Source organism: Enterococcus sp. BSD2780061688st2 D3, from assembly GCF_005844145.1.
In the GTDB taxonomy this organism is placed as follows: domain Bacteria; phylum Bacillota; class Bacilli; order Lactobacillales; family Enterococcaceae; genus Enterococcus_B; species Enterococcus_B durans.
Genome location: NZ_SPHN01000004.1, coordinates 82,452 through 95,917 on the forward strand (window position 1 = coordinate 82,452; position 13,466 = coordinate 95,917).

General features: G+C 39.3%; 12 protein-coding genes. All 12 read right to left on the minus strand.

Annotated features, from left to right (window positions below; genetic code table 11):
* Positions 1-211: 211 nt before the first annotated feature.
* The 12 genes from FGQ66_RS04815 to FGQ66_RS04870 all read right to left on the minus strand — a co-directional run bounded on the left by FGQ66_RS04815 (position 212) and on the right by FGQ66_RS04870 (position 13,464).
* Entirely contained in the window at positions 212-541 is a 330-nt protein-coding gene (locus FGQ66_RS04815) for a CsbD family protein (RefSeq protein WP_081134491.1), read from the minus strand.
* A gap of 52 nt (positions 542-593) precedes the next feature.
* On the minus strand, positions 594-1,226 hold the full coding sequence (gene coaE, locus FGQ66_RS04820) for a dephospho-CoA kinase (protein WP_138301882.1): 633 nt from the start codon (positions 1,224-1,226) through the stop codon (positions 594-596).
* Positions 1,193-2,026 (minus strand): DNA-formamidopyrimidine glycosylase, encoded by an 834-nt coding sequence (gene mutM, locus FGQ66_RS04825; protein WP_138301883.1) that lies wholly within the window; start codon positions 2,024-2,026, stop codon positions 1,193-1,195. Before mutM ends, coaE begins: the two co-directional genes overlap by 34 nt.
* Before the next feature lie 34 nt (positions 2,027-2,060).
* Positions 2,061-4,706 (minus strand): DNA polymerase I, encoded by a 2,646-nt coding sequence (polA, locus tag FGQ66_RS04830; protein ID WP_138301884.1) that lies wholly within the window; start codon positions 4,704-4,706, stop codon positions 2,061-2,063.
* Between the two features lie 195 nt (positions 4,707-4,901).
* Complete coding sequence (locus tag FGQ66_RS04835; RefSeq protein ID WP_005879873.1) at positions 4,902-5,585, minus strand: Bax inhibitor-1/YccA family protein; 684 nt, start codon at positions 5,583-5,585, stop codon at positions 4,902-4,904.
* A 1-nt stretch (position 5,586) separates the two neighbouring features.
* Positions 5,587-6,063, minus strand: coding sequence for a MaoC/PaaZ C-terminal domain-containing protein (locus FGQ66_RS04840; RefSeq protein WP_005879875.1), 477 nt, complete (start codon positions 6,061-6,063; stop codon positions 5,587-5,589).
* Positions 6,064-6,193: 130 nt separating this feature from the next.
* Positions 6,194-7,666 carry a PH domain-containing protein gene (locus FGQ66_RS04845; protein WP_138301885.1) on the minus strand — a complete coding sequence of 491 codons (1,473 nt, stop codon included), beginning with the start codon at positions 7,664-7,666 and terminating at the stop codon, positions 6,194-6,196.
* The gene (locus FGQ66_RS04850; protein WP_113845717.1) at positions 7,659-8,150 is read right to left on the minus strand and encodes a PH domain-containing protein; all 492 of its coding nucleotides are present in this window, start codon (positions 8,148-8,150) and stop codon (positions 7,659-7,661) included. Before FGQ66_RS04850 ends, FGQ66_RS04845 begins: the two co-directional genes overlap by 8 nt.
* Before the next feature lie 374 nt (positions 8,151-8,524).
* Entirely contained in the window at positions 8,525-9,859 is a 1,335-nt protein-coding gene (murC, locus tag FGQ66_RS04855) for a UDP-N-acetylmuramate--L-alanine ligase (protein WP_138301886.1), read from the minus strand.
* A gap of 185 nt (positions 9,860-10,044) precedes the next feature.
* The gene (locus FGQ66_RS04860) at positions 10,045-10,794 is read right to left on the minus strand and encodes a YdcF family protein (RefSeq protein WP_138301887.1); all 750 of its coding nucleotides are present in this window, start codon (positions 10,792-10,794) and stop codon (positions 10,045-10,047) included.
* A 12-nt stretch (positions 10,795-10,806) separates the two neighbouring features.
* Complete coding sequence (locus FGQ66_RS04865; RefSeq protein WP_005879884.1) at positions 10,807-11,280, minus strand: SprT family protein; 474 nt, start codon at positions 11,278-11,280, stop codon at positions 10,807-10,809.
* A gap of 3 nt (positions 11,281-11,283) precedes the next feature.
* Positions 11,284-13,464: a Tex family protein gene (locus tag FGQ66_RS04870; protein ID WP_138301888.1), complete on the minus strand. Its 2,181-nt coding sequence runs from the start codon at positions 13,462-13,464 to the stop codon at positions 11,284-11,286.
* Positions 13,465-13,466: the final 2 nt, after the last annotated feature.

The window sequence follows — 13,466 nt, forward strand, 5'->3', positions numbered from 1 at the left end:
ATCCATCAGTAAGTCTAGCTTAGTTTGATTTTATTAGCACAATTACTTCAAACGTTCATCAAACAGATAAACACCGATCAGAACATTTTTGAGATTGACTGAACTTCTGGGCTATCTTTAGAAAATAAAAAATAAACCAAGATCCTCGGGTGTCACCAAGGATTTGGTTTATTCGTGTATTCATTCAACTCATTTTTTGCATGTAGATCGATCAAAGTTTTTCTTCGATACCCGTATAATGTTTCATACGTTGTTCGTCGATTTTTTGCTGATTAGGGATATGTTCTGCTTCAGGAAGCGGTGCTTTTTTGCGTTCATTTTTTGCTGTTCGTTCTTTCGTTAAATCTTGATTTTTCGCTTCTGCCTCTGCTTGCTCATCTTCAATTTCATTTATTCTGGCTTGATACTTTTCTTCATTTTCTTTCGCAATTTCTGCTTGAGTACGGCCTTCATCTTTCAATTCTTCCTTATTGATGAGTTCACCGATTTTTTCTTTTGCTGAGCCAACCACTTTATCTTTTTGATTTTTAAAAGTCCCCATAGCAATCCTCCTCTTCGATTTATATTCAGCATAGCAAAATTACTGGATATACTCAAAGAAATCGATTGCGAGATTCCGCTAACCAGTTTTTGATCTGTGCTTCGAGCATCTCTTTACTCCCACTATTATCAAAAACGATATCAGCGAGTGCTTTTTTTTCTTCAATGGACAGCTGGCTGCTGACTCGCTGTTTTGCTTCTTCAAGGCTTAGATGATTTCTTTTCATCAGTCGCTGTATTTGGATGTTTTCAGGCAGATAAACCACTGCCACTGCATCCATGAGTTGCTCATAATGCCCCTCATAAAGAAGCGGGATGTCTGCCACAACTAATGGATATTCAGTTTTCAATTGTTCGATATTTTCTGTGATTGCTGTACGGATGAACGGATCAAGTAGCCGATCCATTTTTTTTCGTTCCTCGGCAGAATTGAAAACGATTTGTCCCAATGCCTTCCGATCAAGGGTGCCATTTTTTTGGAGGATCACATCTCCAAATACACTGACTAGTGCCAATAAGCCTTCGCTTTTCGGTGCGACTACCTCACGAGCGATAATGTCCCCGTCAACAATTGGTATACCATGATTGCTAAAAATAGCCGCTGCTGTACTTTTTCCTGTAGCAATTCCACCTGTCAACCCTAATACAAACCCTATTTTATTTTCAGTCTTTGGCAATTTGGACAATAGTGCGTCCCCCTTTGCGCTACTTTAGTCTTAACAATTGGTGTATGACAGCGAACGCAAGGGTGGCCAGTTTGTCCATAGACATGTAGTGCTACTTGAAAACTACCTGCTTCACCTAATGCATTGAGGTAACTTCTGATCGTAGTTCCGCCTGCTTCTATTGCACGTGACAATACATCAATGATTGCTTTTCTTAATAATTCGATTTCTTTTGGCTTCAATGTGTTGGCTGGTTGCTCTGGGTGTATTTTCGCTTCCCAGAGTGCTTCATCCACGTAGATATTTCCTAATCCTGTAACTAATTTTTGATCAAGTAATAAAGGCTTGATTGCCTTATGGGACTTACCCAGGCCCAGAATAAACTGATCAAGCAAAAATTGATCTGGTAAAGGTTCCGGCCCTAATTTCAAAATACCTTTATACGTGTCACTCGCTCCCTTATCAACGAGTGTCATACGTCCAAACTTACGTACGTCATTGTATCTCAGCTGACTTCCATCTTCAAAGAAGAATAGGACGTGGGTATGCTTATCAATAGGCTGATTTGTTTCAACAAATTGATACTTCCCTTCCATTCGCAAATGGGAGATCAACTCATAGTGGCTTAAATGGAAAATCAAAAATTTCCCTCTTCGTCCTATTGACTCGATTCGTTCACCAATCAATGTCGCTTCAAAAATCGGTGTTTCTGGCTGTTCAATGATTTTAGGCCACAATACTTGTACTTTTTTTATTGTTTTCCCAGTGACTAACCGCTCCAAACCTTTTCGAACAGTTTCAACTTCTGGTAATTCTGGCATTATTTCACCTTCGATTCTTTCGCTCTTTCTTCACTTATTTTGCTTCATACCATGTTTTTCCCCAACTACTATCTGTAATCAATGGGACATGGAGGGAAACAGCGTGTTCCATTACTTCACTGACTAAGTGATCAAGTGTTTCTAATTCTTTTTCAGGTACTTCAAAGACAAGTTCATCGTGCACTTGTAACAACATCGTTGCTTCCAATTTCTCTTCCTTCAAACGCTTGTCTAGTTCGATCATTGCGATTTTTAGAATGTCAGCGGCGCTTCCTTGTATTGGTGTGTTGATCGCCGTTCTTTCTGCAAATGAACGGATATTGTAATTTCGTGAGTTGATGTCTGGTAAATAGCGACGGCGATGGTACAACGTCTCGACAAATCCTTGATCTTTTGCTTCTCGAACGATTCGTTCCATATACTCTTTGACCCCAGGATATTTTTCGAAATACGTATCAATGTACTGTTGTGCCGCTTTCCTAGTGATCCCCAAATTTTGCGATAATCCATAATCGGAGATACCATACACGATCCCAAAATTGACTGCTTTTGCCTGACGGCGCATGTTTGGTGTCACATCTTCTGCTTTCTCGATTCCAAATACCCGCATTGCTGTACTTGCGTGGATATCTTGCCCTTCAAGAAAGGCAGCTTTTAAATGTTCATCATTTGAGATATGAGCAAGGACACGCAATTCGATTTGAGAGTAATCAGATGAATAAATCAACCAATCTTTCTTTCTTGGTACAAACGCCTGACGGATTTTCCGTCCTTCGTCTAAGCGAATCGGAATATTTTGCAGATTCGGATCGACTGAACTTAGACGTCCTGTCTGTGTCAAGGTTTGGACATATCTAGTATGGACCTTTCCGTCTGATTGGATCACTTTAAGTAACCCTTCAACATAAGTAGACTGGATTTTGGCGATTTGGCGATAGGTTAGGATATCATCAACGATTGGCGCTTGTTCTCTTAGTTGTTCCAATACATCGACGGCTGTGGAATAACCTGTTTTCGTTTTTTTGATAACTGGCAGTCCCATTTTCTCAAATAAGATGACTCCAAGTTGTTTAGGTGAATTCAAATTGAATTCTTCACCTGCTTCTTGGTAGATTTTTTGTTCGATTTCTCTCAAACGATCAGAAAACTCAACTTTCATTTCTTGTAAACGAGTCGCATCGACTTTGATCCCACTGATTTCCATTTCAGCCAAGATGATCGATAACGGCAATTCCATTTTTCTGAAAAGATCTTCTTGATTCTTTTCTGCTAATTCTTTGGTTAATTGAGGCGTTAGCACATTGATAGCAGAGACTTTTCGAGCTAAATGTGCAAAAAAGACTTCTTCATCTTCAGGTAATCCTTTTTTTGCTCCCTTGCCATAGACAGCTTCATCCGATTGGACTTCATGATAGCCGTAATGAGCGGCGATTCCTTCGATATCTGTACTTTTTTCGTTGGTATCCAGTAAATAGGCTCCCAATAACACATCAAAATCAATGCCCTTTGTTTTCGTTGTGTAACGATTCAAGGCAACATACGTGCGTTTTGCATCATACACTTTCTTCAACCGAGTAGGATCAGCTAACCAAGAATGGAAAGATTCGTTTTCAAAGATAGCCAGATCATTCGTCACATAGATTTTTTCCTTCGTTCCCCAAGCAACACCAACGATATCCTCAGTATGATAGTTTTCTCCCATCATTTCGACATACAGCGCCATATCTGTAGTGAACATGTCTTCATGGAACTCATGAACGACTTCAAATAAGATATCGGTCATTGGCGTTTCTTCTTCTACGATAGCCAGTTTAGAAAGAAACTGTTTGAATTCCATTTCCTTGTAGAATGGAACCAATTTATCCAAGTCTTTTCCTTCATATTTCAAGGAATCGATAGAGATTTCGACAGGCGCTTGCGTATTGATCGTCGCTAGTTCTTTGGATAAGAAGGCTTGATCTTTGTCATTTATAAGATTCTCTTTCATCTTGCTTTGTTTCATTTCATCGATATGTTCATAGATTCCTTCGACTGAACCATATTGTTTCAATAATTTGATTGCTGTTTTTTCACCGATCTTCGTTACTCCTGGTATATTGTCTGAGGCATCGCCAGCGAGTCCTTTCATATCGATGATCTGTTTTGGGGTCAATCCATCATATTTTTCAGCCACATGTTCAGGTGTATAACTTTCAATATCACTCACACCTTTAACAGTGATATCCACTTTGATTTCTTTACTAGCTAGCTGCGTCAAGTCACGGTCACCAGATAAAACGACCACATCAAATTCATCTTTATTGGCTTTTTCTGCTAGTGTACCGATGATATCATCTGCTTCATAATTCGGCAGTTCATAATATTTCACACCTAGACCAGTTAGTAATTCACGGATATAAGGCATCTGTTCTTTGAATTCTCCAGGAGTTTTGGAACGGCCACCCTTATATTCTGCGTACATCTCTGTTCTGAAAGTTGTTTTTCCCGCATCAAAGGCGACTAAAACATGGGTAGGTTGTTCTTTTTGCATCACATTCTCAAACATGTTATGGAACGCATAGATGGCATTTGTATGGAGACCGTTTCTATTTTTGAAGCGTTCTAATGAATTGTGGAGCGCAAAAAATGCCCGAAAGGCTACACTATTCCCATCAACGAGTAATAATTTATGTTTTGTCATTTGTTTAACTCCTTACTGTAAAGTTCTTCTTCATTCTAACAAAGAATACGTAGGAAAGCGAAAAGAAAAACGTGAGAAATTTTCTTCTATAAATAAAAAATACGGTTATTGCAGAAGTACTTCTGCACCGTTTATTCAAAAAAAGAGTGTGACAAGATTTTTGTCACACCCCTGTTAAATACGTTTTTTCTATTGTTAATTGTTTTTACCAAAAATTCTTAAGAAGGCTAAGAACAAGTTGATAAAGTCAAGATACAATTGTAGTGCCAAGAAGACGGCGATCCCACTGTGGGCTGTTCCATTGCTTTGCACATAGATACTACGGATTTTTTGATTGTCATAAGCCGTGATCCCTGCAAAAATCAACACAAGCAGAAGCGAGATGAATAATTCAACTGCACTGCTTCGCAAAATGAAGATGTTCAATACCATTGCGATGATCACGCCGATCAATGCAGCCATTCCCGCACGACCAACACCGCTTAGGTCTTTCTTCGTGACCATCCCGACAACTGACATCCCTAAAAACATACCTGTAGCAGTGATGAATGCTTTGGTAATGCTGCCAATATCATAATAAGATAATGTAACGGCAAGTGTCAGTCCATTTAGCAATGAGTAAGCGACAAAGCCACCAATAGCTAAGCTAGGATTCTTTTGTGCTTTCACTCCGAGAACCATGACTAAAATCAACTCTACGATCCACAGTCCCATAAATCCTAACGGGAAGTTGTTGATGAATGAAGCGATTTGGTAAGGGAAAACTTGAAGTGTCAAATAAGACACGATAGCACTCAATGCAAGCCCTCCACCTAGAAAAGCATAAACCTTGGCATAAAATCGATTGATTCCTGCTGCCATAGTATTTTGATTGTTCATATTATTCACCTTCACTTTCAAGTGTAATTTCTAATTCTGGTTCTTCTGCTGGTTGAACCATTACTACAGCATCTAATACTCGATTTTCGACACTGTTGGTTGCTTCCACAGAAATTGTTACTACATTTTTCATTTTGTCTACTTTGATGACCTCAAACTGAAAAGTCAATGTTTCGTAATGGAAAACTGGTTCAATAAAATTCACAGAAAAATTGACGACATGTGAACCTGGCCCAGGCAGATGTTTCGAGATTGCACTGGTAATGATCCCCATCAACATCACCGATGGAACGATTGGTTGGTGGTATTCTGTTTTTTGAGCAAAATCATGTTGGATATACAAAGGATTGGCATCATTTGTCAAACCTAGATATAACAATAACTGGTTATCTTCGATCGATTCTGTTAAAGATAACGAGTCTCCTTCCTCGATTTCATTGATTGTTTTTCCTAATTTACGCGGTTTACCTATGTTCAAGATAAAAACCCTCCAGTTTATATATTAATCATTACTCATTGTACCAAAACAAACAGAAAAGGCAAGTTCCACTAACTAAACACTAGATATACTTAAGAATCCTGCTGGTCCGAAAATGATTCGCTTTTTCTTAGACTGCAGTTCTAAAAAAACGAGTGACTCGTTGGATATCTTTCCCCTTCATATAGCGTAATTTGACATTTAGACACCCATTTCCTTCTCTCAACTGCAAACTAAGATGGGCTAAATCTTTACGGTAAAGAAAAGGCGTACTGGTTTCTTCGATCGATTGGACTTTTGCTCGGTCAATAAATGTTTGGACTTTTGTAAAATATTGGTAATTTTGGATACAAATTCGCGACTCTGAAAGAAAAGCCAATCCTTGATTATGGCTATTCAGTAAGTCCGTTGCTATGCCAAAGAGCAGCCCCAACAATAGGATCGTTCCCAACCACCAGTAAAAGAAAAAAGAAATAATTGCTAGTGGCAATAGCACAGCGATGGACCAGCGGGAAAAATAAAACCAGCGTCCTCGTGAAACAGCTTGTATGGTTGGTTTTGCCATTTGCCAATCAGCATAGATCATTTGTAACACCGAATACAATTCACTTTCATTGATTATTGGTAGGAGCAGGACTTTAGCTGTGTTATCTGCATTTTCTTTTTGTTCTTGTCCACCTGCTAAAATCAATTCCACTGATGAGATCCCAAGTAATCTTCTCAATATATTTTGCTTGATTCGAATCCCTTGCACTTTGTTGAGTGGAATCTTTTGAACATGCTTTTCAAGTAATCCTCGTTCGATCGTCAATGTTTTCTCGAAATAGCTCACTTTGAAATGATAGTACGTAATCATGCTTTTGATCATTGCAAAAAGCATCGCAACGACCATAAATAAAATTCCGAATGCCACAACGAACAGTCCACCAGTTTGGACAGCCGAGATCGTCACATCTGCAACCTCATCGACCCACTCTTTTGACATAAACCGTTCGATTGTCAATAACACAACGAAAATCCCCATAAACACACTTAGATCCGTGATGCCAAACAGAAAGATCTGACGATTCGTTAATTGATATTTAACAGCTTGTTCTTCGTAAAGCGGACTCTTCTCAATAACCGCTTCATCTGCTTGCTGTTCAGGAAAGTTTTTTTCTTGTTTGTCGTTTGCATGCTGCCGGTAATGTTCGATTTCATTGAACACCCGGATCGGTATGGCTGGAATATTGACTTCTGGTTTGCTCTCTCCTCCAGCAGTCTCGATCTGTAGACTTACGACATGAAAGGGGACCAAAAAGAACCATTGGCGTTGCTTGATTGCCTGCATTCGTTCATACGTTACCTCGATTTCCTTTTTTCGGATGATCCCTTCATAGATGACCATTTTATCTGCATCGATCGTATAAGACTCAAAGAAGTATTTTACGCAGGCCCACATACTAAGCAACATGGCGGCTCCTCCAAAAATCAAAAGCATCCCCCAACCATCTTTGAACCCATTCCTGATAATTCCGATGACTATAAATGGTACCCACGCTTTTAATGCAGATAAAATATGGAGAAGAATGGTCAACGGGTGATAATGAACCTTTTTAGACATCTTCCTTCGCCACCTTTACTAATTCGATGATCTGCTGACGCAAAGCTTGTGCTTCCTCCATATCTAAACCAGCTAATCGGTGGGTGGTGGCAGCCGTGTGGATTGCAATTTGAATCAGGTTTTGTTGGCGTAGGAAAGGTCCTTGCTCCGTTTCGACATGTTGGATTCGATTGATTGGGACATAGGTCGTTGAGCGAAAAATAAACCCTTTTTGAAAGACCAAGTCTTCTGGGGTGATCTCATAGCGATGAAATTCATAACGATAAGGAACAAGGATGAATTTCAGAATAGTCACAATCAATACGATGAGAAAATAGCCAATGAGTATGCTACCCCACAGTGCTGACAGTTGATGTAAATAACGGAGTATCCCAAACATGATGATACCCAATAATAAGAAAATAACGCTAGTTAAGAATATGCTTTTTTGCCAAACTTTTTTGATGCGCTGTGGCATTTTTTGTGCTAATAATGGATAATTCATTCTTTCCCTCACCTTCATTCTAAGGAACAAAAAACATTTATTTCTACCAAGCATACCGATTCTTATTCCACTAGTTATAGTTATTTGAAACCATTTTATTTAGTTAAGAATACTACTAGTTATCCCCTTTGCCAATGGATTTTTTTCAATAAATCGCTTATTTGTGCATTAGTTAACTAATTGCACAAAAAAAGGATGCGACGAAATATCGTCACACCCCTTCTCGCATCGAATAATCCATGTTCAAGAAATTTTTTCAAAAAACAAATCGAAATGTTTTAAAATCGCAACCAGCAATTTCCCAAAGATTTCTTTTTTTAGTTTCACTATTCCTGTCACATGCTATTCTTACGTATATTTAGTTCAACAAGAAATTACAAAACATTCTTTGTTGTACTGCTCAATAATTTTTCGTAGGCTTGTTCAAATTTTTGGACATCTCCCGCACCCATGAAAATAATCACTGCATCATGATAATCTAATAAAGGAGAGACATTGTCTTCTTTGATGACTTGTCCGCCTTTTTTGATCTTATCTCCTAAGTCTTCGATTTTTACATCACCTTGTTTTTCACGTGCTGAACCAAAAATATCACAAAGATATACTTTATCTGCAAGATCAAGTGCTTCAGCAAATTCATCCATCAACGCAATCGTACGTGTAAATGTATGTGGTTGGAAAACTGCAATGATTTCTTTGTCAGGATATTTTTGACGTGCACCATCGATCGTAGCTTTGATTTCTGCTGGGTGATGCGCATAGTCATCAACTACAGTCATATCGGCAACGATTTTTTCACTAAAACGACGTTTCACGCCTGGGAAAGTCAACATTTCTTTTGCGACTTCTTCAATATCTAAGTTTTCAAAGTAAGCGACCGCAATCACACCTAGTGCATTTAGAATGTTGTGTTTTCCAAAAGCTGGTACGACGAAATGTCCAACAAACTCCTCGCCATGATACACATCAAAAGCAGAACCAGTTGTTGTTCGTTCGATATTACGTGCTTGGATATCATCATTTTCAGATACACCATAATAATAGATCGGCACATCAGCTTCCAATTTTCTCAAGTACACATCATCACCATAGGCAAAAATTGCTTTTTTGACTTGTTTAGCCATTGATTGGAACGCAGTGAACACATCATCGATACTTGTGTAGTAATCAGGATGATCAAAGTCGATATTTGTCATGATGACATAATCAGGTGAATAAGCCAAAAAGTGACGGCGATATTCACATGCTTCAAACGCAAAAAATTCGGCTTGAGGATCCCCATGACCTGTACCATCTCCGATCAAATAGCTCGTTGGACGGATACCTGTCAACATGTGGGAAAGCAGACCAGTCGTACTAGTTTTCCCATGTGAGCCAGTAACAGCGATACTGGTGTAATTTTGGATGAAATCTCCAATGAAATCATGGTAGCGAACAACTTCTAACCCTAGTTCCTTCGCTCTTTGGATTTCTTCATGTGTATCTGGAAAAGCATTACCAGCAATGATTGTCATCCCTGGTTTTACGTTATCCGCATTAAAAGGTAAAATTTTGATATTTGCTTTTTCTAAATCTCTTTGAGTAAAGAAATATTTTTCAATGTCTGATCCTTGCACGTTTAAACCTTGTTCATGTAAAACAAGAGCCAAGGAACTCATTCCTGATCCTTTGATGCCAACGAAATGATACAATTTATTTTGATTTTCCATTTGAATCCTCTTCTCTTAACTATCATCCATTTTTTTCACTATATTCAACACGACACCCATTATCTTATAAACCTTTGAAAATTTCAACCAAATTTATTCGAAGAGGACCAAATCGTATTGGCTGTCAAAAAACAGAAATAAATGATGGAACTTTTCATTCTTTGACTAACCTCCGTTACTATAACCTACCGAACGAATCGCTCATCGAATTGAGCAGTGATCCGCCGATAAGCTGACCAAACTGTTTCAGGCATCTCTACGTGATTCATATAGCCCTTACCATTTGGTCCATAGCCATTTTCATCGTCTTTCAAGCGAACCATTTCCCCTAGAACCAGTGCATAAAAGTATTCTTTTGACCATTGGCCATTCAACTCAGGCTGAGTGAACTGGATTTCTTCCCCAATAGCGACCACTTGAGGCACAAAAGGAACATAATTGATAAATTTGACATTTTCTGTTTGCCATACTTTTTCAAAAGTCGCTTTTGTCCTTCTTTGCAAAGTAGGATCGTTCATCAGTAAGATTTGGCGAGGAAGTTCTTCCTCTTGACGCAATATTGCTAAGGCGTTGCGGGCGTTCTCACCTGAATTGGTAGATGCAGTTTCTAAAAGGAATGCCTCGTTTGGGAGCCGATATTTTTCTTTGAGATACTGAAAGCACATCTCACTTTCACTCAATGTTGGATCTAAAAAAATCCCCTGCTTCTCAAAATTACGATGAAGTTTTGCCGTAGCATGTCCGATGCCACCAACAAGAAATATTTTCTTCACTTGCCCTTTTTGATAAAGTTCTGCTGCCTTATCCGCTAATATGGGTAAGCAGTTACCCGCTAGAATCACTAAAGAAGCCTCATCTATTTGGCTAGAACTCTTGTCAGCTAAAAAAGTTAACAGCTGGTTCCAGTCTTGATAGTTTTCTGCCTGTTTATCCATTCTTTTCCCCCATCAGCATGACTTTTCTGCTACATTTTTTGTTTCTTTCCATACTAATTTTCCGTGACATTTTCCACAGATATAACGTTCTGTATTTATTTTTCGTTTGCGGTAAATGAGTGCTGAACAATTTTGACATTCGTAACATTCGATTTTTTTGACCTGATTGGTAGATACTCTCGGCGCATAACGAATACCGCCAGTTTTTTTCAAAAGGTTCTTAAAATCGGCATCTTGATGACGATAGCCTTTGTTCCTTAAGTGTAAATGATAATGGCACAATTCATGTTTGATGATCCCGATCTTTGTCTTTTCATCTACCTCTTTGAACATCTTGAGATTAAAGTCTAGATGATGATCGCTTAAATGGTAACGGCCACCAGTGGACCTTAACCGAGCATTAAAAACAGCGCGATGCCTAAAAGGTAAATGGAAACTTTCTATTGAGATCTTTTCAACCAACTGTTGCAATTCTTCTTGAGTCACAGTTTATTCCTCATAAGGAGAAAGCATCGTCAAGCTGATTCGTCCTTTGTTCGTGTCGACTTGATCGATCCAAACAGTGACTACATCACCTACAGAAACGACATCAGTTGGATGTTTGACGAACTTTTTACTTAATTTAGAGATATGGACCAATCCATCTTGCTTGACCCCGATATCGACGAAAGCACCAAAATCGATCACGTTACGAACTGTCCCTTTCAATTCCATGCCAGGTTTTAGATCTTCCATGCTCAAAACATCTGAACGAAGCAATGGTGCTGGCATTTCATCACGCATGTCTCTTCCTGGTCTAGTCAGCCCATCTAATATATCAGCTAAGGTTTCTTCACCTACAGCCAGTGTTTCGGCTAAACGAGTAGCGGATAGATGCGAAAGTATCTCAATGGCTTCCGCTTTCCCTAACTCTTTCTCAGACAACCCGTTTGTTTTTAGAATCTCTTTGGCTACACTATAGCTTTCAGGATGGATCGCTGTATTATCCAATACATTTTTCCCACCAGGCACACGGATAAATCCGATTGCTTGCTCATAAGCTTTCGGTCCTAATCTTGGCACCTTCTTCAATTGTGTTCGCGTATCGAAAGCACCATTTTCCTCACGGTAAGTCACGATGTTTTGAGCTGTTGTTTTGTTCAATCCAGAGATGTGCTGCAATAATTGCGGGCTCGCTGTATTGACGTCGACACCCACTTGGTTCACCGCTGTTTCAACCACGAAATCCAATTGTTCGGCTAATCTTTTTTGAGAGACGTCATGCTGGTATTGGCCTACCCCAACAGCTTTTGGATCGATCTTCACTAGTTCTGCTAGTGGATCTTGTAAGCGTCGAGCAATCGAGACAGCACTACGTTCTTCTACTTGTAGATTGGGAAACTCTTGACGGGCAATGTCACTAGCTGAATAGACCGATGCACCAGCTTCGTTGACAATCGCATAAAATGCCTTGTGATCAGCTGCTTTTAACTGTTCTGCGACGAACAACTCAGATTCACGACTAGCTGTGCCATTTCCTATCGCTACCATATCTACCTTGTACTGATTGATCAATTTGACAAAAGCCGGTCCTGCCGCTTCTCTTTTTGCTTGTGCTGCTGGTTTATGTGGGTAGATCACTTCGATTGCCAAAACCTTACCTGTGGCATCTACTACTGCCAACTTGCAGCCTGTACGATAAGCAGGATCAAACCCTAAAACAACTTTGCCTTTCAACGGTGGCTGTAACAACAAGTTACGGAGATTTTCGCCAAAAATCGCAATGGCTTGTTCATCTGCTTTTTCTGTCAGTTCATTACGTACTTCACGCTCAATGGCAGGCTGGATAAAACGTTTGTAACTATCTTGGTATGCTTCCCTTACCGCAACAGCCGCAGGTGAATCTGGATCTTTGATCATTTGGCGTTCTAAATAAGACAACACCGCCGATTCATCCACTTGTAACGATACTTTCAAGATATCCTCTTTTTCTCCTCGATTAGTTGCTAAAATACGGTGAGAAACAATTTTATGGATAGGCTCGGAAAATGCATAGTACATTTCATATACGCCTTTTTCATCGAGTTCTTTTTTCTTGACGGCACTGACATACAGTCCTTTGTTGTAAGTGTATGAGCGGATCCACGTTCTGAATTTTGCGTCATCACTGACTTGTTCAGCAATGATTTCATGCGCACCTTGTAGTGCCTCTTCTACGCTTTGTACTTCTTTTTCTTCACTTAGATACTTTTTCGCTTCTTCACGAATATCCCCTTGCGTGAATTGGAGCATCCATTGTGCAAAAGGTTCGAGGCCTTTTTCTTTTGCAATCGTTGCTTTGGTACGCCGCTTTTGTTTGTAAGGACGATAAAGGTCTTCCACTTGCTGCATCTTCACTGCCAAAGTGATTGCCTTTTCTAACTCTGGTGTTAGTTTTTCCTGTTCATCAATCAATCGAATAACTTCTGTTTTACGTTTTTCTAGATTTTCCAAATAGGCATATCGTTCTTCGATTTCTCGAATTTGGACTTCATCGAGACTGCCCGTCATTTCCTTACGATAACGTGCAATGAACGGCACTGTGTTTCCTTCATTTAATAAATTCAAGACCGTTACTAACTGTTTTGAATGATAATCAGCCAGTTCTTTTTGAACAAGCTGAACAATTGTTTGATTTAATTTCTCCGTCATTA